The 20,699-nt window shown below is 59.4% G+C and carries 14 protein-coding genes, 1 tRNA gene and 1 pseudogene; 10 read left to right on the top strand and 6 right to left on the bottom strand.

The genetic code is table 11. From position 1 onward, the window contains the following. A complete protein-coding gene (locus CCR95_RS09795) occupies window positions 1-2,109 on the bottom strand; it encodes a methyl-accepting chemotaxis protein (protein WP_201093928.1) in 2,109 nt (702 codons plus the stop codon). Between the two features lie 354 nt (window positions 2,110-2,463). Here CCR95_RS09795 and CCR95_RS09790 point away from each other — a divergent pair, with 354 nt between their 5' ends. The 3 genes from CCR95_RS09790 (at window position 2,464) to CCR95_RS09780 (ending at window position 6,940) form a co-directional block, all read left to right on the top strand. Next, entirely contained in the window at window positions 2,464-3,141 is a 678-nt protein-coding gene (locus CCR95_RS09790) for an ABC transporter ATP-binding protein (protein WP_201093927.1), read from the top strand. Then, window positions 3,138-5,666: an FtsX-like permease family protein gene (locus tag CCR95_RS09785; RefSeq protein ID WP_201093926.1), complete on the top strand. Its 2,529-nt coding sequence runs from the start codon at window positions 3,138-3,140 to the stop codon at window positions 5,664-5,666. Before CCR95_RS09790 ends, CCR95_RS09785 begins: the two co-directional genes overlap by 4 nt. 146 nt (window positions 5,667-5,812) lie before the next feature. Then, window positions 5,813-6,940 carry a lipocalin-like domain-containing protein gene (locus CCR95_RS09780; RefSeq protein ID WP_338115375.1) on the top strand — a complete coding sequence of 376 codons (1,128 nt, stop codon included), beginning with the start codon at window positions 5,813-5,815 and terminating at the stop codon, window positions 6,938-6,940. Window positions 6,941-6,962: 22 nt separating this feature from the next. On the opposite strand, the gene CCR95_RS09775 is transcribed toward CCR95_RS09780, so the two are convergent. After that, entirely contained in the window at window positions 6,963-7,256 is a 294-nt protein-coding gene (locus CCR95_RS09775) for a hypothetical protein (RefSeq protein WP_201093925.1), read from the bottom strand. A 14-nt stretch (window positions 7,257-7,270) separates the two neighbouring features. Between CCR95_RS09775 and CCR95_RS09770 the strand changes: the two genes are divergently transcribed. Both CCR95_RS09770 and CCR95_RS09765 read left to right on the top strand, forming a co-directional pair. Further along, complete coding sequence (locus CCR95_RS09770; protein WP_201093923.1) at window positions 7,271-9,538, top strand: heavy metal translocating P-type ATPase; 2,268 nt, start codon at window positions 7,271-7,273, stop codon at window positions 9,536-9,538. Between the two features lie 56 nt (window positions 9,539-9,594). Beyond that, window positions 9,595-9,670: transfer RNA gene (locus CCR95_RS09765), tRNA-Lys, on the top strand. Window positions 9,671-9,688: 18 nt separating this feature from the next. Here the strand turns inward: CCR95_RS09765 and CCR95_RS09760 are convergent. Both CCR95_RS09760 and CCR95_RS26330 read right to left on the bottom strand, forming a co-directional pair. Beyond that, on the bottom strand, window positions 9,689-10,747 hold the full coding sequence (locus tag CCR95_RS09760; protein WP_201093921.1) for a tyrosine-type recombinase/integrase: 1,059 nt from the start codon (window positions 10,745-10,747) through the stop codon (window positions 9,689-9,691). A gap of 59 nt (window positions 10,748-10,806) precedes the next feature. Beyond that, window positions 10,807-10,950 (bottom strand): annotated as a pseudogene (locus tag CCR95_RS26330) (helix-turn-helix domain-containing protein); the annotation flags it as partial. Between the two features lie 349 nt (window positions 10,951-11,299). Here CCR95_RS26330 and CCR95_RS09755 point away from each other — a divergent pair. The 4 genes from CCR95_RS09755 (at window position 11,300) to CCR95_RS09740 (ending at window position 16,294) form a co-directional block, all read left to right on the top strand. Further along, window positions 11,300-11,926 carry a hypothetical protein gene (locus CCR95_RS09755; RefSeq protein ID WP_201093919.1) on the top strand — a complete coding sequence of 209 codons (627 nt, stop codon included), beginning with the start codon at window positions 11,300-11,302 and terminating at the stop codon, window positions 11,924-11,926. Between the two features lie 142 nt (window positions 11,927-12,068). After that, window positions 12,069-12,704 (top strand): helix-turn-helix transcriptional regulator, encoded by a 636-nt coding sequence (locus tag CCR95_RS09750; protein ID WP_201093917.1) that lies wholly within the window; start codon window positions 12,069-12,071, stop codon window positions 12,702-12,704. Continuing rightward, on the top strand, window positions 12,704-15,682 hold the full coding sequence (locus CCR95_RS09745) for a hypothetical protein (protein WP_201093915.1): 2,979 nt from the start codon (window positions 12,704-12,706) through the stop codon (window positions 15,680-15,682). Before CCR95_RS09750 ends, CCR95_RS09745 begins: the two co-directional genes overlap by 1 nt. A gap of 60 nt (window positions 15,683-15,742) precedes the next feature. Beyond that, a complete protein-coding gene (locus tag CCR95_RS09740) occupies window positions 15,743-16,294 on the top strand; it encodes a hypothetical protein (RefSeq protein ID WP_201093913.1) in 552 nt (183 codons plus the stop codon). A 148-nt stretch (window positions 16,295-16,442) separates the two neighbouring features. Here the strand turns inward: CCR95_RS09740 and CCR95_RS25260 are convergent, their stop codons facing one another. Beyond that, on the bottom strand, window positions 16,443-17,315 hold the full coding sequence (locus tag CCR95_RS25260) for a DUF1186 domain-containing protein (RefSeq protein WP_242523158.1): 873 nt from the start codon (window positions 17,313-17,315) through the stop codon (window positions 16,443-16,445). Between the two features lie 1,387 nt (window positions 17,316-18,702). On the opposite strand from CCR95_RS25260, the gene CCR95_RS09730 reads away from it, so the two are divergent. Next, window positions 18,703-19,464, top strand: coding sequence for a hypothetical protein (locus CCR95_RS09730; RefSeq protein ID WP_201093911.1), 762 nt, complete (start codon window positions 18,703-18,705; stop codon window positions 19,462-19,464). Between the two features lie 399 nt (window positions 19,465-19,863). Here CCR95_RS09730 and CCR95_RS09725 read toward each other — a convergent pair. Next, the coding region (locus CCR95_RS09725) for an IS4 family transposase (protein WP_201093909.1) at window positions 19,864-20,699 on the bottom strand (836 nt) is incomplete at its 5' end.

Here is a 20,699-nt window from a genome sequence, read left to right as displayed (position 1 = left end):
TCATGCCTTAAGCAGATTGAGCTGATCGTCGAGTGTCTGGATGGCGCCATGGGTCGCCTGGGCCGCCGTCTCGGAAACCTGCGCCAAATGCGCCAGATCCCGAGCGGCATCGCCGATGGCGGTGATGCTGCGGTTGATATGCTCGCTGACCTGACTCTGCTCCTCGGCGGCGGTGGCCACCTGTAAAGCATGGCTGTCGATCCGCTTGACATCCAGGACGGCGCGATCAAGGAGTTCCGCGCTGCGATGCGTGAAGGTCAGGGTCTGTTCCATCTCGCCGCGGCTGCTGTCGAGCAGTTGCTCCGCCTGTTTCACGTCGCCCTGAAGCCCCTTGATCAGTTCGTCCACATCCTTGGTCGATTCCTGGGTGCGCGTGGCCAGATGACGGACTTCCTCGGCGACCACGGCGAAGCCCCGCCCCTGTTCGCCCGCCCGCGCGGCCTCGATCGCCGCGTTGAGCGCCAGCAGATTGGTGCGCCCGGCGATTTCGCGGATCGTCTCCAAAATCCCGTCGATCGACCGGCTGCGCTCGGCGACCTGACGCATCTGGCTGGACGCCTCGTCGACCGAGTTCGAAAGCAGCCCGACTTTGTCCCTGGTGCCGTTGAGCGCCTGCTGAGTCTGGTCGATGTGCTCGGCGGCCTCGCGCGAGGCCTCGGCGGTTTGGTTGGCGAGATTCGCCACTTCGCTGGCGGTGCTCGACATCTGGGTCATGGCGGTCGCGACGCTGTCGATCTGCGTATTCTGGGTCGCCGTGGCCTGTCCGACCTGACAGGCATAGTCGCCTAAATCGGCGGAATGCCCGGACAGGGTCCGACTTTGCTCCTTCATGACCAGGATCATCTGGCGCAGCTTGTCGACGAAGCGATTGATGCTCTTACTGAGATCGATCAATTCGACGTGATGATGCACCATGACCTTCGCGGTCAGATCGCCTTCCGACGAGGCCAGCGCCCGCATGCCGTGGGCAAGCTGCCCCAGCGGGCGCGTGATGGTCCGCATCAGAATCACCATGACCAGGAGTCCAAGCACGGTCATGACGAGGGCGCCTGCCGTCAGCTTGAGGGTCGCCGTACGGGCATCGGTCCGCAGTTCGCGCTCCAGGGCGTTGGCGTCGGCGAGAATCTCCGCTTGCGGAACCGCGATCGAGAGGGTCCAGGTCGCGTTCGCAATCTCGATCGGCAGGTTGTGGAGCCAGAGTTCGCCGCTCTTGCTATCGCCGGGCACCGCGATGGCCGCCGCCAGCTCCGGGTCAACATCCCGCAGCCGCTTGCCTAACTGATCGGGGAAGCGCGAGGAGGCGGCAATCAGCCCCCCCTGACTGACCAACGTCAGATCGCCCTTGTCGTGAAACAGCCGTTTGGCAATCGCCTCGGCGGCGGCCTGGAGGGCCGAAAGGTTGATGTCCATACCGACCACGCCGATGAATCGCTGCTCGACGATAAGCGGCAGGGTGATGCTCGTCATCAGTTCTTCGTGACCCTTGCTGATCTCGTAGAGATAAGGATTCACGATGCAGGTCTGCTGACGCTCCTTCGGACAGAGATACCATTCGGCCTCGCGCTGACCATATTCGTTGAGCGTTTCGATATATTTTTCGCTCGGATCCTCCGTCTCCTGAAAGATCAGCTTTTCGCCTTCGCGCACGAAATAGACCTCGATCGTGCCAGTCTTCGAACTGTGGGACAGATTTCCGGCGTATTCGCTGTCCCGGCCGTCATAGCCATTCGGCTCGAATTGCGCGTAGGCGGCACTGACGAAGGGATTGCTCTGTAGGGTATTAAGGACCAGCCGTTTAAGCTGTTCCCGCTCATAGGGCGGTGCATCGCTGCTCGCGGCGACCGCCGACCTGGTGATCTGCTGCTGCAGGACCGAGGCGCTCGCGATGGTGACGGCCAGCAGCCGGCGGATTTCCTGACTGGTGCCTAGTGCCGTCTCGCCCATGATCTCCGCGGCCTGTCGCGAGAGGTTGGCGGTCATGGAATCGGTGGCGGTCTGGATCGAGTCGCGGAAGATCAGGGTGGCCACCGCGATGATCGTGCCTGCCGTGAATACCAGGATGATCCCGGTGGCCAGCAACAGTTTCAGGCGCAGGCTGAGGGTTCGCATGTCGGATTGATCTCGTTGAGGAAACTCCATCACGGAACGTCGGCGTGCTGGAGGATCGGTCGGTCGTGTCCGACCAAGCGTCTTTGCCTAAGCGGGAACTGGGAGAATACCAACCGTCGATGAAGGAAACATGAATGTGCAACACAGCGGATCGGTCAGTCGCTGTCCGGCAAACAGGGGCAGGATCAAGCCCTCGCGGGTCGTCCCTTGTTCAGCGAACGCATCGACCCGATGATGCTTGAACCGACTCATCGCGAAAATCACCCGAGGCGGGGATCGATCAGCAAGTCCACCCGACACATCAGCGCTCTGAGATGTGACGACACCGAATCGACCGACCGACCGAGACACGCAATGCTGTTCATCGAGAACCTGACCAAGCGCTTCGACGCCGCGTTCGACCGTCCGCTGTTCGAGCGGGTCTCGCTGACCCTGGCGGCGGGCGAATCCGTCGCCATCATGGGCGAATCCGGGGTCGGCAAGTCCACTCTGCTCAATTGCATCGCGGGTCTGGAGTCGGTCGACGGCGGCTGCATCCGGCTGTGCGAGACGGATCTGACGACGCTCGACGAGGACGGCTTTGCGCGGCTGCGCCGGCGGGATTTCGGATTCGTCTTCCAGGCGTTTCATCTGCTGCCGCACCTGACCCTGGCGCAGAATGTCGCCCTGCCGCTCTGGCTGCTCGACCGGGACGACCGGACCGCCGACGCGCGCGCCCGCGTCATGCTCGAACGGGTCGGACTTGCGCCGCGCGCGGACGATTGGCCGCGTCATCTCTCGGGCGGCGAGATGCAGCGGGTCGCCATTGCCCGCGCGCTGGTGCACGAGCCCGCGCTGGTGCTGTGCGACGAGCCGACCGGCAACCTCGATCCCGGACGCGCCGCCGGGGTGCTCGAACTGCTGTTCGAGCGCATCCAGGCCGCCGGTGCCGTCGCCATTCTGGTGACGCATTCCGTCGTGGCGGCGGGCCATGCCGACCGCATCCTGCACCTGACCCAGGGTGGGCTCATCGCCGCGCCGGTCGTCGCATGAACGCGACCCTGCGTCATGTCTTTCTGGCCAGCCTCTGGCGTCGCCGTCTGGCCACCTCGCTCTCGCTGCTGGCGATCGCGCTGGGCGTGGCGCTGGGGCTGGCGGTGCAACTCATCCATGCGGCCGCGCTCGACGAATTCGGGCGCGGCATCCGATTGCTCAACGGCGCGGCCGATCTCCAGGTGCTGGGTTCGCGCGCCGGTTTCAGCGACGAACTCTATGCACGGCTGGCCCAACGTCCGGAGGTGGACCAGGCCAGTCCGTTGCTGGAGATCGAGACCCGGCTGCCCGCGCGGGACGAGCCCCTGCGCATCCTCGGCATCGATCTTTTTCGCATTGGCGCGGTCACGCCCTCGCTGCTTCCAGTGAGCGCCAACCCGGACGAGGCCGCGCCCGCCGCGGGCGACCGGCTCGACGCGCTCCAATCCGACGCGCTCTTTCTGAGCCCGGCCGCGTCGGCGCGTCTTGGGCTCAAAACGGGCGACCGGCTGCGGGTGCAGGTCGGAACGCGTGAACGGACCCTGCGCATCGCCGGCACGGTGCCGGCCGCCGGGGTCGGTCAGGCGCTGGCGGTGATGGACATCGCCGCCGCCCAGCAGACCTTCGAGCGGATCGGCCAGCTCACCCGCGTCGATCTGCGGCTCGCGCCCGGCGTGACCCGCGCGCTGGCGCAGGCGCGACTGGCGGCGCTGCTCCCGCCCGGCGTCGCGGTCCTGACCCCCGACGACGCGGCCTCCGAGGTGCTGGGTTTGTCGCGCGCCTATCGGGTCAACCTCACCATGCTCGCGGCCATCGCCCTCTTGACCGGTGGCTTTCTGGTGTTTTCGACGCAACTGCTCGCGGTCGTGCGCCGGCGTCAGGAGTTCGCCTTTCTGCGCGCGCTCGGACTCGATCGCGACAGTCTCTGGCACGGCCTTCTCGCCGAGGGCGCCGTGCTCGGGCTGATCGGTGGACTGCTCGGCTGTCTGCTGGCCTATTTGCTCGCCGCGCTCGCGTTCGCCGTGATCGGCGGGGATCTGGGCGCGGGATTTTTCCGTGGGATCGCGCCCCAGGTCCGCGTCGAGCCGGTCCTGACGCTGATATATCTTGCGCTGGGGGTGTTCGCGGGACTGGCGGGCGCCTGGCTGCCGGCGCGCGAGGCGGCGCGGATGGTGCCGGCGCGCGGCTTGCGCGCGGGCGACGAGGCCGAGGTCTATCGGGCGCGGCCACGCTGGGGCATGGCGCTCGGCGCGCTCCTGCTGGCGGCGCTGATCTGTCTGCTGCCGTCCATCGCCGGCGTGCCGGTGTTCGGGTATCTGGCGGTGCTGCTGATCCTGGCCGGCGCCATCCTGAGCCTGCCGGGCGCGACCGTGGCGGCGATGGCCATGCTGCGCCCCGGACGCTCGACCCTGTGGCGGCTCGCGCGCACCCGTCTCGCCGCCGCGCCAGGACAGACGGTGGTGGCCGGCGCGGGCGTGGTCGCCAGTGTCGCGCTGGCGGTGTCGATGGCGATCATGGTCGATTCCTTCCGCGGTTCGGTGGATGACTGGCTGACCAGGATGCTGCCGGCCGATCTCTATTTGCGCGCCTCCGACGCGACCGCGAGCGGCTATCTCGATCCCGAGTCGGTGGCGCGGGTGGCCGCGCTGCCGGGCGTCGCGGCGGTGCGTCCGGTTCGGTTCGAGACCCTGCGCCTGGGGGAAACCGGCGGCGCGATCGCGCTGATCGCGCGTCAGGTCGACGCCGGTGGCGGACTGCCGCTGGTCGCCGGGACGCTGCAACCGCCAACCGGGCCAGATCAGCCCTATCCCGCCTGGATCTCGGAGGCCATGGCCGATCATCTGCGGCTCGGCGTCGGCGATCCGCTCTCGCTGCCGCTGGGCGCGCGGAGCCACCCCTTCCGGGTGGCCGGCATCTGGCGCGACTATGCCCGTCAGCAGGGCTCGGTCGTGATCGAGATCGCCGATTATCGCGCCCTGACCGGCGATACCCGCACCAATGATCTGGGGCTGACGTTGACCGACGGAACCGCGCCCGAGCCGGTGATGACGGCGATTCGCGCCACGCTCGGCGAACAGCTCAGCGAGATGATCCTGCCCGGCACGCTGCGCGCCATGATCCTGGGCGTCTTCGACCGCACCTTTCTGGTGACCTATCTGATGGAGGCGGTGGCGGTTCTGATCGGTCTGTTCGGCATCGGCACCACCTTCGCCGCGCTGGCGACCAGCCGTCGCAAGGAATTCGGCATCCTGCGTCATCTCGGTCTGCGCCGTCGCCAGATCGGTCTGCTTCTGGCGACCGAGGCCGCGCTCTCCGCCGCCGTCGGCGTCGTCATCGGACTGCTCGCGGGCGGGGCCATCGCGCTGGTACTGATCGAGGTCGTCAATCGGCAGAGTTTCCACTGGAGCATGGATTTGCAGCTTCCGGTCGGACTGCTGCTGATCTTCAGCCTGTCGCTGATCTTGCTTGCGGCACTCGCCGCGCGTCTGTCCGGCGCTCAGGCGATGCGTCAGGACGCGGTACTGGCGGTGCGGGAGGACTGGTAGCGATGAATCTGAAAAGAGCCGTCAGCTTCCAGCCTCCAGCGGCCAGCTTGTTTGAATCAGACACTTGGCCATCGCGCCTTGCTTGCCGGAATGCACCCATCGGGGAAAGGCTTCGACCAGCGAAAACCTCCGCAACACAACGGCTGGTGGCTGGTTGCTGGCGGCTGACCAACCTTTTTGGGACGACAGGCACCGCACGCGCAACCCGGATCCTGCTCGCCGCAGTCTGCTGGCTCGGTCTGGCCCTGCTCGCGTCCGCCCGCGCGGAGGATTTCGCGCCCGTGCTGGAAGGGCGCCAACTCATATTTCCCGCCGATCATGGCGCCCATCCCGAGCAGCGTACCGAATGGTGGTACATCACCGGCTGGCTGACCGACGAGCAGGGTCGTGAACGTGGTTTTCAGGTCACCTTCTTCCGGGTCGGGACCGGCATCGGCGCGGACAACCCGAGTCGCTTCGCGCCGCGTCAGCTCATCCTCGCCCATGCCGCCATCGCCGATCCGGACACCGGACACCTGCGGCACGCCGAGCGGGTCGAGCGCGCGCTCGATCCGCTCGCCGGCGCGACGGTCGGACAGACCCGCGCCTGGATCGACGACTGGTCGTTGACGCTGGCGGATGGCGCCTACCGGACCCGCATCCGGGCGGATGACTTCGAACTGGATCTGACCCTGACGTCCGATGGCCCCCCGCAGCTCAATGGCCGCGACGGTTTCAGCCAGAAAACCCCGGATCCTGCCAATGCGAGCTTCTACTACAGCCGTCCGCAACTCGCGGTCAGCGGCCGGCTGCGTCTGGCCGATGCGGATCGAACCGTGACCGGACGGGCCTGGCTGGATCACGAATGGTCGAGCGAAATCCTCCCAGAAGAGGCACAGGGCTGGGACTGGATCGGCATCAACCTGGACGATGGCGGCTCGCTGATGGCGTTTCGGATGCGCCGACGCGACGGTTCGACCCTCTGGGCCGGCGGCACGCTGCAACAGGGCGAACAGCCAACGCAAATCCTGTCCCCCGATCAGGTGCGCTTCCTGCCGGGGCGGCGCTGGCAATCGCCCCGCACCGGCGCCGACTATCCGGTCGAGTGGCGGATCGACATCGCCGACCGTCGGCTGTCGCTGCGTCCGCTGATGGACGACCAGGAACTCGACGGACGCCGGTCCACCGGCGTGGTCTATTGGGAGGGCGCGGCACGTCTGTTCGAGGCCGACCACGAGATCGGGCGCGGTTATCTGGAGATGACCGGATATTGGCGGCGACCGCTGGGGCTTTAGGCGATTCCCCGCAAATAACCGGTCAATGCCTTCCAATCGCGACCAGCGAGGGAGCGCAAATCAAACCAATGCACGGCGGTTTGGAGCGGGGGCATCCGCGATGATCGTTGTCGTTGTCGTTGTCGTTGTCGTTGTCGTTGTCGTTGTCGTTGTCGTTATTCGATTCGACAACGACAACGACAACGACAACGAAAGCCGAATGAGAGTTGCCGGATTGATCGGCGGGAGATTGACCTGTGTGAAGATAGACTTGACCACTCAGTCGATCCGGCAAACGGCGCCCTGTTTCGCTGCCGCTTGCGCGCTGAACCTGCAACAGGCCGCAGCGAGATGACCCGGCAAATACGTCTTAGCGTCGGCGGCATGAGCTGCGCTTCCTGTGTCGCGCGGGTGGAACGCGCCATCCAGGCACTGCCCGGCGTCATCGAGGCGACGGTCAATCTGACCACCGAATCCGCGACCGTGACCTACCGGCCCGCCACGATCAGCCGTGCGCGCATCGCCCAGGCCATTCGCGCCGCGGGTTACGAGCCCCGTGAGCCCGAGGAGACCGCGGAGACGGATCAGGAGCGCAAAGAACAGGAAATGGTCCAGCTCACCCGCGATCTGCGCTTCGCGGTCATCTTGACCCTGCCGCTGGTGCTGATCGGCATGGGGCCGATGGTGGCGCCGGGATTGGATGGCCTGATGACCCGGCTCGCGCCCAGGATGCTGTGGCACTGGCTCGAACTCGCGCTCGCGACGCCGGTCCTGTTCTGGGCGGGCAGGCGTTTTCTCACGCGCGGCCTGACCGAGTTGCGTCATTTCAGCCCCGGCATGGACAGTCTGGTGATGCTGGGCAGCAGCGCGGCCTATCTGTACTCAGTGCTGGCCTTGACTATCCCCGAGCGCTTCCCCGCCGGTACGGCCAACCTCTATTTCGAGGCCGCCGCCGTGATCGTGACCCTGATCCTGTTTGGGCGTTATCTGGAGGCGCTCGCCAAGGGCCGAACCTCACAGGCCATCCAGCGCCTGGTGAAGCTGCAACCCAAAACCGCCCGAATCCTGCGCGCGAACGGCGAAAGCGACATTCCGATCGACGCGGTCGTGCCCGGCGACCTCATTCGGGTGCGACCGGGCGAACGCATCCCGGTCGACGGCACCCTGACCGAGGGCACCAGCCATCTCGACGAGTCCATGCTCAGCGGCGAACCGTTGCCGGTGCGCAAGCGCCCTGGAGACGACGTCATCGGCGGCACCATCAACCAGACCGGCGCCTTCCTCTATCGTGCAACCCGCGTGGGCGCGGAGACGGTGTTGGCCCGGATCATTCAGATGGTCGAGGACGCCCAGTCTGGCAAGCCGCCGATTCAGCGCGTGGCCGACCGCATCGCGGCGGTCTTCGTGCCGCTGGTTATGGCCGCCGCGCTGCTGACCTTCGGGGTCTGGCTTTGGCTCGGTCCGACGCCCGCCCTGAGCTACGCCTTTGTGACCGCAGTCAGCGTATTACTGATCGCCTGTCCCTGCGCCATGGGGCTCGCGACCCCCACCGCGATCATGGTCGCCAGCGGACGCGGCGCGGCCATGGGCATCCTGTTCCGCAATGGCTCGGCATTGGAAACCCTGGCGCGGGTCGACACCATCGTTCTGGACAAGACCGGCACCCTGACCGAAGGCCGTCCCGCACTCACCGAATTGATCGCCTATGGCCTCCCTGAAGCGGAGGCGCTCGCGCTGGCGGCCGCCGTCGAGCGTCACAGCGAACATCCCATCGCGGCGGCCATTGTCGCGGCGGCCAAGGCGCGGACATTGTCGCTCGCGCCCGCCGTCGAGATCGAGGCGGTCCCCGGTTACGGGATCCGGGCGCGGGTCGAGGCGCAGCGGATCGCCGTCGGCGCGCGGCGTTGGATGGATCGTTTGGCGGTGCCCCTGGACGCGGCGGCGGGAGTCGCCGAGCGTCTCGACGCGGCGGGCCAGACCCCCATCTATGTCGCCGCCGACGACCGGCTGATTGCCGTGCTGGTGGTAACGGATCCGATCAAGCCCGACAGCCAGTCCGCCATCGCGCAGTTGCGCGCGCTCGGGCTTGAGGTGGCGATGCTGACCGGCGACGGCCGACAAACCGCCGCGGCCGTCGCCCGGCAGGTCGGCATTGAGCATGTCCTGGCGGAAGTGCTGCCGGCGGACAAATCGGCCGAGGTCAAACGTCTGCAGGCCGCGGGTCGGCGGGTCGCCTTCGTCGGCGACGGGATCAACGACGCCCCGGCACTCGCCCAAGCCGACGCGGGGATCGCCATCGGCACTGGAACCGACATCGCGGTAGAGGCGGGCGAGGTCATTCTGATGCAGGGGGATCTGCGCGGCGCGGCCAACGCCATCGCGCTGGCGCGACGCACGCTGCGCACCATCCGGCTCAATTTCTTCTGGGCCTATGGCTACAACGTCGCCCTCATTCCGCTTGCCGCCGGGGTTTTCTATCCGCTGACCGGCTGGCTGCTCAATCCAATGCTGGCGGCTGGGGCCATGAGCCTGTCGAGCCTCTTTGTGATCACGAACAGCCTGCGCTTACGGCGGTTCAGTACAGTGTCCACCGTTCCCGCGCACGACCCGAAAGGGTGATCGATTGAATCTCTTGCTTGAAAAAAAAAGAATACCAACTATAATGCTCAATCCCGGCGCCCTTAGCTCAGTTGGTAGAGCATCTGACTTTTAATTAGGTGGTCGCGCGTTCGAGTCGCGCAGGGCGCACCATAAAATCAACGGCTTACATCAGTTTTGGTGTAGGCCGTTTTCTTGTGTGCCGGAAAATGTGCGGAGCGGTGTCTCGATGCGAGACGCATGTTCCGACAAATGTTCCGGTGCCAGATGGGCATAGCGCTGCACCATCTCGGACGACTCCCACCCCCCAAGCTCCTGAAGCACGTTCAGGGGTGTTCCTGATTGGACATGCCAGGATGCCCATGTGTGCCGCAGATCGTGCCAGCGAAACTGTTCAATGCCTGCTCGCTGTAGGGCTTTGCGCCATGCAGCAGTGCCCGCCTTATCAATCGGCATCAACACTGCGATCCCATTGCGTTTGAGCGGATAGCAGAAGACCCGCGTAGGATGCCTACCCTGCCAACGTCGTAACACAAGAACCGCATCGCGGTTCAGCGGAATGCCAATCGCCTTCTTTGCCTTCGCTTGATCTGCGTGAACCCAGGCTACGCGCCGCTCCAGGTCGATTTGATTCCATTCTAGGCCAGTCACGTTTGCCTCACGAAGGCCAGTGGCAAGACTAAACCTCACCATGTCGGCCAAATGCTCGGGCAACTCGGCTATCAGTCGATTCGCCTCTTCGCGGGTTAACCAGCGAATACGTCGCCTCGGCTCCGGCAGGAGACTGATCGCTGGCGCGCGATCAATCCAGCGCCATTTGCGTTCAGCACGGCGAAGAATGACGCGGATCATGGCAAGTGTACGGTTGATTGTCGCGTTTTTCGCGCCTCCCGCTTTTCTGATTTTGATAATCTTTTCAATCACATCGATGTCGATCTGATCGAGATAGAGCTGTTTCAGGTGAGGTCCAATCCACCGCAGATTGCACAAATCATCTTCGTGGCTATGCTTGTGCGCGGTTTCCTCGCAGAATCTGACTACAGCCTCTTGCCATGAGTGCTTCGGCTTCTCGCCAAGGCGAGCGATACGCCATAACTCTTGCTTCAGCTTTGCCTCATACTCCTCAGCGTCTTTCTTGGTTTCCGTGCCAGTGCTTCTTCGTACTTCTTTGCCGTCTGGTGTGGTGAAACGAGTCCACCAGTGACTGCTGTTAGGTCGGCGGTAGAGCATGTCTTGATCCTCGTACTTGGCTCTGCCGCTCGCGCATGATTAGCGTACTGCGCACGCAACCACGTTGCCAGATCCTCATCGAGAAATACCCATGCCTTACTGGCGCGCGCCCCTGGAATCTCTCCTGCGACAGCGCGACGGCGTAGCGTTTCGGGGTGCATCCGCAAGAAAGCGGCGGCTTCGTTGAGATCGAGCGTGTTCATGTGGAAGCTAAGCGGTCACGGTGCCAAATGCCGGACGCGGAATGCGCCGGCTTCAGGCCACAGAATCCTTGGGCAAATTGGGCATTACAACGGGTTAGCCGTAACACACAAGCAACGTGTTGAAAGAATACGGCGCTCAACTGCGGAAATTGTGCTGCTGAAGGTCGAGGAACCTTTTGCAGCCTACTAACCAATTGAAAATATAGAGACTACGGCCTGCCGGCCTGCCGGCCTGCTCGTGCCGTTTTTGACTGTCTTTCGCGTCGCGGCTGTGAACTAGCTCACAGACTCGCCTTCATGCAAGCTACTAATATCTTATTCATTTCTTTTCTATCACTATGGAAAAACAATGACTGAGTCGTCGCCAGCTATACCAACACTATCGGGATTAGCCAAGAATCTATCCATTGGCCTGTTGGCTCTCCCGATTCCTCTCCCTGTGCAAATTGCAAACGTCGTATGGCTGGTCAATCAGCGTCAAGCAGAGTCTCGTTCCCAAGAGGAAGATCAGGCAACCGAAGATACTGTCGATGATGCAAAGCCAGGATTACTGAGTCGGATCACTCGGTTTTTTGAGAACTTGCCTTCCGAGGACAACGACCATCAAGGGAGAATCACATCCGAGTCGCTTGGCATTCCTGAAAACTTTTACCAATTTCAAGGCAAGACGATAAAAATAGAGACTGTAATAAAATCGCTTTCTGTCTACGAAGCCTATCGCTTCATGAACCAAGATAAAGAGTTCCTTCAGAAATCAAACAAGACCAAGATATCTATCAACTGGTTTGCAACACAAATCACTGAAGCTAACCCGAAACTCAAGAAAGAATGCAATGCAGAAAGCTATTCTAAGGAGCATGTACGGCGCATTATCAGAACAATGAAATATTTTGATGCAAAGAACATGTTGGAGCCAATCAGACAGAAATTGCTAATGACCAAGCAAAACGACCGCATCAAACAATTAACTCACTAAATTATTTGACATTATATCACTGTTGGCAGGGCAATTCGTTGCCCTCCTCTCGCGCCTCCTAATGTCTAGTATTGCCCAACTTGCCCAATCATCCTTCGCTCAACGCCGAGGCATTCTGCGAACGGCATGACGAGCGAAGGCAATGACCAAAGATATCCCCCCGCCACATTCAGGCACCGAAAGGCTGTCAGACGCTGACAACCAGACCAGCGATCCAGTCACTCAACCATCAAATTTCAAGATCCTCTATCCAAGAACTGTTTACCGCGCCAATAACCATACTCACAAGTCGGAAATAGTGTGCTATAATGCAACCTTATTCCGTAGCCTGCACCGGAATGCACCAAACAGAAGCAGGGTTCCGGCTAAACGACAAGCTGATAATAAGGGAACGAGGATCAAAGCCTCCTACGTCGTAACGCTGTACGCAGAAGGGACGAAGATCCGGTTTGATCAACCGGGGATGTCCGCAAAGGGGATGATCAAGCCCCTGGACCAGCTAGCCACTGGCCAAAGCACATGCAGTTGGCGACTGCCTGCCCTGACAAGGCACCTGTCGAATTTAATAAAACAGGTGACTTTTATTATGAAAGACCAACCCTTTAATGTCATAACCGTCGCAGAATTCTGCGACAAGTACCGTATTGACAGGGCAACCTACTACAGGAACGCCAAGCTCGGTCGTATGCCCGCCACCATCAAGGTCGGTGGCAGCAAACGCATTCTCGTCTCGGACGAAGAAGCCTGGCTTGCGCAACAGCGCAAGGAGGCTTGCTAATGGAGACGACACAAAAAGATGCCGCCCGGACAGGCGGCAATGATCAAACGCAATACAACCATAATGATACCACGCCTGACCAACACATGCTGGTCAGCGAGCCTGTTCAGCCTTCGCATCCAACAGGCGACATTCTGTTCACTCATATTGCATCGATTGATCCTAAGCGATTGACTAAGCATTATGAACTGGATGAAAACGATGAACTCGTCAAGCAACCAGGTGGTCAGCTCATCAAGGGGTATGCCGAACACGCGATTGTTCATGATATGAACGAATTCCTGGCGCTGCTTGATCGGTTGGCCCCAGCAGAAGCGATCATCTATGGCATCGCGGCAGACCATCCGTCAACAATAGTCACCACGGAATCGAATCGCAAAGAAGGCGACGGATGTATCACCCGCACCCGTCGCTACTTTGGCTTTCGGCGTGGCCCTGGAATCATGATGTTGGATCACGACGCCAAGTCTGCGGAATACCGGCCAAAGGAACTGATCGCCGCCCTACGTCGTGTGGCACCCAGTCTGGCAACGGCTGGAATCGCTTGGCGCGCCAGTGCTTCCAGCGGGATCGTGACGGCGGATGGACGCGCACTGACAGAACTGTGCGGCCAACGGCTCTATCTGCTCGTGAGCGATGCAGCCTTGATCCCAGAAGCCGGACAGGCGCTGGTCAACCTCTGTTGGGCCAATGGGCTTGGTCGAATCGACGTGGGTGCAGCCGGACAGGCGTTGGAACGCACGTTATTCGACGCGGCAGTCTGGCAACCCGAACGGCTCGACTTCGCCGCTGGTCCGGATCTTGGCGAAGGCTTGGCGCGTCGGGTTCCCAATGCCTTTGTGGATGGCGATCCTGCGGCACGTTTCGATCTCCGTCTGCTCATCGCCGAAGCCGATCAGGGTGTCGTCTCGAAAGCGACGGCGGCACGAAAACGGGCGCGTGAAGCCATGGCCGGAGCACTGGCACTTGCGCGTGACGCATGGCTGGATCTGCAAGCACCGAAGCTCTCGGAGAAACGCGGCATCACCATCGACGAAGCGCGCGATGTGCTGGATTGTGCGTCACGAAAGCAGATGCTCCCACTGGATTTTCTGCTCCACACCAGCGACCACAAAGAAGTCACGGTTCGCGAATTACTCGACAATCCGGAGCGATGGCATGGCAAATGCTTTGCTGATCCGCTAGAACCGGACTACCACGGAGACGCGCGTATTGCCTGGGCCAACCTGCGTAGCGGCGGTCAACCCTATCTGTACAGTCATGCCCATGGTGGCCGGCGCTTCGAGCTACTTCGCCCAACGCGACGCATTCAGCTTCGTGAAGGCAGCCGAGATCAGGCCGTCGATAACACGCTCGATCTGCTTCGAGAGCGAGGCGATCTGTTCGAGTACGGCGACGCACTCGCGCGGATTACGCACGATGGCGCGTCATCAGCCTCCGCAAAAGTCGTCGATCAACATTGGATGATGGATCACCTGGATCGGATCGCGGACTACTACGCGCGGACACTGAAGGAAGGCGAGTGGGTGGAACAGGCAAAGAACGCCCCGACCTTTGTGGCGCAGCGCATTCTCGCGAAGCAAGGAGAACGCGGACTGCCCAAACTGGACGCTGTGATGACGGCACCGACGCTGCGTTCTGATGGGTCGCTGCTGAATGAGCCCGGTTATGACCATGGCTCCAAGCTGCTGCTGGCAGCGAATACGCCGGATCTGCCGTTTATCTCGCCGGCACCGACACCGGAACAGGCGGTCAACGCCTTGGAACAGCTCTGGGCGCCGTTTTGCAGATTCCCGTTGGTCGATAACGTCGATCAGGGTGTGCTGTTGGCCGCGATCTTGACGGCAACCGTGCGTGCAAGTCTGCCCACTGCCCCTGGATTTGGCATCGACGCCCCAACGGCAGGTTCAGGAAAGACCTTACTGGCCCAAGCCATCGGTGCGCTCACGCTCGGCCACAAAGTGCCAGCGTTGCCACCGGCTGGGAATCAAGACGATGAATCCCGGAAACGGCTGTTTGCTGCATTGCGTGATGGGACCAAGGTGCTGCTCTGGGATAACGTGCGTGATCCTCTCGGAAATGCGTCCATCGATGCCTTTCTCACGGCTCCGACCTTCTCGGACCGGGTATTAGGTGCGTCGGAGACCTTGGCGCTACCCAACCGTGCGCTGTTTCTGACTACGGGTAACAGTCTGAGGCTGGTTGGGGATACCTGTCGACGTATCCTGATTGCGCGGATCGATCCGCAAGTCGAGAAGCCCTATGCCCGCGAGTTCGATTTCTGTCCGGTCGAAACCGTCATCAGTCGTCGACAAGAGCTGGTAGCAGCCGCCTTAACGCTGATGCGTGCTTACATCACCGCTGGAAGGCCGCGGCTCGGCAAGGGGCGTACTGCGTCGTTCGAGACCTGGGATGACCTGGTGCGACAGACGGTGTGTTGGGTGTCCACTTGGGATGATCGCTTCGCCGATCCGCTCAAAGCGACAGAACGGGCGTATGAAGACGATCCGCAAACCACCAATCTGCGCAATCTGCTACGTGCTTGGCACGATGTGTTTGGAACCAAGCCGGTGACGGTCGAGCAACTTGTCGGGGTTGACTATGAGATCCACCTCGCGTCGGAGGAGACGCGGGCAGCATACAGCGACCTCAAGGAAGCGCTTCATGCGGTTGCCGGCGACCACCGAGGGATTAACAACCGCATTCTCGGCGCCTGGATTGCCAAACACAAGGAACGCCGTGTCGATGGGCTGCGTATCGTGCAACAGGGCAACCCTGACTCGAAATCCCGGAAATCCAAACGTTGGTGTCTGGGAGTTGATGCCTCGCAGACTGCCGAAAAATGGGGGGTTAAAGGGTTGTTGGGGGTTGATTCCCGCTCGGCGAAAAACGACAGCGAGCGCGAAGATAACGACCAGAGGCCGTCACCACGCCAACCTCGTCCTAGACCTGGGTCTGAGACGCCTGTAATCCATTAACCAAGGGAGGCGCCCACCCTATCGTGGTGGGCGTCATCAATCTGGATAGGAGAATATTAAATGTTAAAACAAGAAGTTAAAATCAGCTTCGACACTGGGACTCTGACTGAGATCATCGAAGCTAAAAAGCCGATCAGTCACTATGCGAAGCATCACCCACACGCGGGAGCGTTGGAACGTTTGCATTGGAACCGGGCACATGCCGAGAAGAAGCTCGCGGCTTTACAGCGGGTCATCCGTTTCATGGATCGCTACGATCTGATCTCATGTCCAGTGAGACAGCGTTCGCTGCATACCCTGAGTGTGGAAGGCGTACTCTCAAAGCAAGACCGAATTCCAGATGCTCGAATCTGCCACCGTGATGCTGGTTGGGATCATGTGAGCTACTGGCGACGAGTCGGCGATAGAGCACCGCGTGTGATTCTTACAGAGCCTTACTCCATCAGTGACAGGACGATTCAGTCCTTTGATGAATTGGCGGATCGCTTTGTACTGGAGTACCACATCAGCAACGATCATGCGTTATGGAATCCGCCCGATACCACGGCTGTGCTTTGGCACCGTGCGGGTGAATCCTTGATTGAATCGCGATACGCCATGAAGGCCGCCTAACTCTAACGGGATGTTCGGTTGCTTCTTGCGACCGAACATCAAATCTTCGTCATTCTCAGCGCCACGCGCCACCCTCGACGCACTCACAACGAAGCGCTTGAACCTAGAGCCTAGAGCAAGGCACAACCACCGATAGCCATGCCGTCGCTTAATGCAGACAGCATTTCTTATACTTCTTCCCACTGCCACAGGGGCAAGGGTCATTTCGACCGACCTTGTCCGTTTTGGTCATGACGTGTTTCGTTGTCGGTCGGTATGTAGTCGCAGGAGTATCGGTGTCCGGTTTGAAACATGCCCACCAACGCATTTCGGCAATCGTGTCGTAGATCAAATTGCCTCGACGCTGTTTCGTTTTTTGTAAGACCTCCTCTTTGCCTTCCATCAAAGCGTTGCGGACGCTGTCCATGCGGATATAAGACAAGTCCACTAAATCATCGTCAAAAGCACGCTCAATCTCTTGCAGCAGTTCCTCTGGGTACAAGTCACAACACTCGCTGATAAGTGCCGACAAAATATAGTCCGATTCTCGTTCCAACTTGCCATGAAACAGGGTACGAAAATAATCGATAACCTGCTCTCTCGGTAGTTCTTCTTCCACGACCAGTACAGTCAACGCTCGCAGGCTGGCACTGCGTACATACTCATTGACCGCAGGGTCTTCAATCATTCGCTGTATGGGCGCTATCTCTCTCTGACACACGGAGGCGAGTATCCGGCCCAAGTCTTCAGTGATCACGTCGCCCGTGGCATCGAGCGATATTTCGCCAGGCGTTGAGAAAAACTTCACAAGCAGCGGGTAGGCTGCCTGCTCTCGGAACTGTGCCAAGAGATACATCGCGTAGAGATGAAGCATCAGGCTGGGTTTGCCTGCGACCTCATCCGGCGAGTCGGCTACGGCTTGTAGCGATGCCAATAGGAGGGGAGTAATCGCCTCGCGTTGTGCAATGGCAGCTCGTAGCGCGTCTTCTGGGAAAGTCTGGGTATAAAACTCAAGCTGCGTCTTTATCGTTTCGATATCCATGCTCTATTTCTGCCATCTGTGATGAATGCTGTTGGGGCACGACGAACCGTCGGCAATGGATTGAAACCTTCACAAGCGCAAGGCGCAAGACGCTTCGGTGACACGGGCGCCAGCATTTTTTTATCCGACGAAAAACAACCCTCACTAACCCTTTAACCCCCCCACCCGAATTCAATGCTAGGGGCGCTGAACTATTGCGGTAAAAAAGCTATTGACAATAATCTGGAATGCAAAAAGTATTTTCAAGAATGACATCTTGATTACTTTTCTTTTTCTTTTCTCGCGCTGGCGCGCCAAATGGGCTTAATTCAGCGCTTACGCGCTTATTAAAATGTACTCGCCTAACAGAAGCCCTGTCAAGCTATTTTTTTCTATCTTGTCATTTGCTTTGCTAATCCTTTTGAATCGCTAAGCTCGTGCTGGCGCACTTAATGAGTTGTTGATGGCCACACTCACTATAAAGAATGTGGGTCTAAGCTCGTGCTGGCGCACTTAATGAGTTGTTGATGGCCACACTCACTATAAAGAATGTGGGTCTAAGCTCGTGCTGGCGCACTTAATGAATTTTTAAACAGAGGAAACAGCATGACTTCTGATGAAATGCGTGCAGCATATCGTGCCAAATGAAGGTTACGATTTAAAGTCGTGCCTATTCTCGTGCTGGCGCACCTTTATGAAGTTGAGGACGGGTTGCTGGCAGACATGAGCAACTGATGAACACTTGCCAGCAGGAACATAGCGAGTTGAGCTTTGTTCCGAGGCATCGTCCCCAGAGCATGATATTCGCAACATCGTTCTAAGAGCCAAGCACATTGGCTCAACATCGAGTGCCAACCAACTGGCGGAATGCCGCTAAAAAACTCATTCTGCGCGCCAGCGCGAGAAAAGAAAGTTGCGTCTCATGTTTTGTGCAAGTAAATGTAAAACATAGGCGCTTCGTAACGCAATAAAAATCAATGCTAGCCTAAGCAAATCTTTGATTTTTAATCTCTTGAAACAATTACTTCTTGAACTAAATGTAATTAGCAACTACAAAAATTACAATGAATTAATTATGTATTAAGAGCCGAAAATCTTGGTCATTCAATCACCCTGAGGATATAAATATGCTATTTTTTTAAACAATCACGATTTGACTCATCTCTGAGTCAGGCTAGTCGATAGCCGCCAGATGGTATCGCCCCGACTATGATTTGATTCAATGACGATCACCGTAGAGAGAAAAATTTTGCTGCGTAAGCATGAGTTCCCAGCGGAGCTTGTTACTCTTTACTGAATCGTAGGTGAATCGACTCATTTATTGGTGTGAGCACGCCTAAACCAAATCACAAAACCATTAATGTCATGTACTCGATTTAGTATATGACGCAATAACTTAAGAGGCAATATGAAAACCATTCAAAAGAGAATCACTTACCCCATTCGTCACATTGGTCCACGTCGTGCTGCAACGCTCGATCCCCAAGAATTCGCTATCGTGGACACGCATGCCTTGTGGTCTAAGCTACGGCCATTGATGGAACATCCGGCTGTCGTGCGCGTACTACAGCGATGCATCCGAAAGTGGATCGATGAGCATTACTGGCCGGCTGACGAACTGGATAAACCTTGGTGCTTGGCGCTGGCGCTGGATGGTGAGCATCCTGCGGCTTGGGAGCTAACGCCGTCCGACGGACATATCGAGGTCATCTGGAATCGTATTGAAAAGGCGTTGTACGAGGATGATCCTTACGCTGTTCTGGCCTTTCATGGCGACCTAGTGGCGGAAGCTGGCGAGGAGTTGAATCTCAACCCCGCCTTCATCGGCATGCTGCAAAAGTTGGCTGACGGATCGAAACAATTATTCGAACCGCAACCATACGAGAGTCCGGAATGGTGGGTGCCGAGGCATTCCTGCTTCTACGTCGCTCCAGTGGCTTGTGTGTTGGGTCAGGTGTGGCAACCCGATGGCGACTGGCGCGTCGTCACTGGCTCGGGTCACGCGACTGCCGTTGACTTCAAGCACAAGCAGGTTCTGGATCTGCTGTGGAAGCCGGATTGGAATCAGCATCCATTCGAGTTGTTCTCGCAGCCTCCGTTCGGTCAAGAAGACGAAGACGAAGACGAAGACGAAGACGAAGCTGCGTGCATAACACTTCAAAGGGGATAACGCATCGCGAGGTGAAAATGATCATGCCTAGATGCTGTCCATCAGTTGTTTCCCGATGTGCGCCGCCCAGTCGGTCAAGAATCGGGAACCAGCAAATAGGCACTGTCTTAGTACGTCAGGTTCTTGCTGCAAAGCTCACGGTACGACTACAAGAGGCGATTTGACGTTAAATCGCCTCTTGGGCAGCTCTTGCGCTATGAAATATTCTATAATAATCAATAATTTACACTAATTACAGATAGAATCCTCCTGTGTCATGGGTGATAGTATCTGGGAGAAGTAATCAACTAATATCAAGGAGATATATAATATGAACAATGCTCTGGCTGTAACCCATGAAGGTTACGAAATGCAGTTCCGCGATGACGGCTGGTTTAATGCATCCCATTACACACAACTTTACGTGTCCGGCATCTCCCTGGCATATTTGGCATATTTGGCATATTTGATTCCAGCCGCGAAATCCATGATGCGCTGCATGCCCAGCCAGATCGTCTTCAAGCCGGGCTCGCCATCGCCCTTGCGACCGAGGAATCCGCCCAGGCGGGCGATCAGTCGAATCACCTCGTTGAGACGTGGCGGATCCTTGGGGACAGGTTTCTTCGCCAGGATGTACGCCGCCTGCCACTCCTCGGTTTCCAGCAGCAAGCCCGCGTCCAAATCGGGGACGGTGCGTCCCAGGCGCATCAAGCGGGCGATGCGCCAGCTCACCACCAGGAATAACGCCAAGGCGCGCTCCAAGCGGGCCATGGTGCCCAGTTGCAGGGCTTCCACCCGGCAGCCTTCCTTGAGCACCAAAAAGAGCATTTCAATTTCCCAGCGTGCCCGGTACCACTCGATCAGTTCGACGGCGGCCTCCAGGGTGGTGGCCTCGCGGTTGGTCAGCAGCCGCCACTCGATGGGTTTGACGCCCTCTGGAGCCTCGACTTCACGGGCGATCACGCAGGTCGCCTCCAGGGTGCCGCGGCGCCCGTCCGGGAGGGTGACCCGTTGCGCGTAAAGCTGTTGATGGACCTCGCGCGCCTCCCGTCCGCGCCCCGCCGGCAGAACGAAGCGGATCTCGCCCAGCGGTGCGCTCGCCAGCACCCGATCCCACAAGCGGTCGCCCTCGGGCAGGGCGCGGTTGTGCTTGGCACGCAGCAGCCAGTCGGCGGGGTTGCCCAAATCGCGCGCGCCTCGCATGAGGTCAAGCAGATCGGCTTCGCGATCGGCCAGGTAGACCAGCCGGGTCTGCG

Origin of the sequence: Thiocystis minor, from assembly GCF_016653465.1 — a bacterium.
GTDB classification, from domain to species: Bacteria; Pseudomonadota; Gammaproteobacteria; order Chromatiales; family Chromatiaceae; genus Chromatium; species Chromatium minus.
Note: the sequence above shows the minus strand (reverse complement) of the source record. Positions and strands in the feature narration are given on the sequence as shown.

What these genes read in the sequence shown, in the direction of transcription:
- CCR95_RS09745 (WP_201093915.1), top strand. Translation starts at nt 12,704, where the DNA reads ATGGAGACGACACAAAAAGATGCCGCCCGGACAGGCGGCAATGATCAA.
- CCR95_RS09790 (WP_201093927.1), top strand. Translation starts at nt 2,464, where the DNA reads ATGCTGTTCATCGAGAACCTGACCAAGCGCTTCGACGCCGCGTTCGAC.
- CCR95_RS25260 (WP_242523158.1), bottom strand. Translation starts at nt 17,315, where the DNA reads ATGGATATCGAAACGATAAAGACGCAGCTTGAGTTTTATACCCAGACT.
- CCR95_RS09755 (WP_201093919.1), top strand. Translation starts at nt 11,300, where the DNA reads ATGACTGAGTCGTCGCCAGCTATACCAACACTATCGGGATTAGCCAAG.
- CCR95_RS09770 (WP_201093923.1), top strand. Translation starts at nt 7,271, where the DNA reads ATGACCCGGCAAATACGTCTTAGCGTCGGCGGCATGAGCTGCGCTTCC.
- CCR95_RS09740 (WP_201093913.1), top strand. Translation starts at nt 15,743, where the DNA reads ATGTTAAAACAAGAAGTTAAAATCAGCTTCGACACTGGGACTCTGACT.
- CCR95_RS09760 (WP_201093921.1), bottom strand. Translation starts at nt 10,747, where the DNA reads ATGCTCTACCGCCGACCTAACAGCAGTCACTGGTGGACTCGTTTCACC.
- CCR95_RS09750 (WP_201093917.1), top strand. Translation starts at nt 12,069, where the DNA reads ATGACCAAAGATATCCCCCCGCCACATTCAGGCACCGAAAGGCTGTCA.
- CCR95_RS09795 (WP_201093928.1), bottom strand. Translation starts at nt 2,109, where the DNA reads ATGCGAACCCTCAGCCTGCGCCTGAAACTGTTGCTGGCCACCGGGATC.
- CCR95_RS09730 (WP_201093911.1), top strand. Translation starts at nt 18,703, where the DNA reads ATGAAAACCATTCAAAAGAGAATCACTTACCCCATTCGTCACATTGGT.
- CCR95_RS09785 (WP_201093926.1), top strand. Translation starts at nt 3,138, where the DNA reads ATGAACGCGACCCTGCGTCATGTCTTTCTGGCCAGCCTCTGGCGTCGC.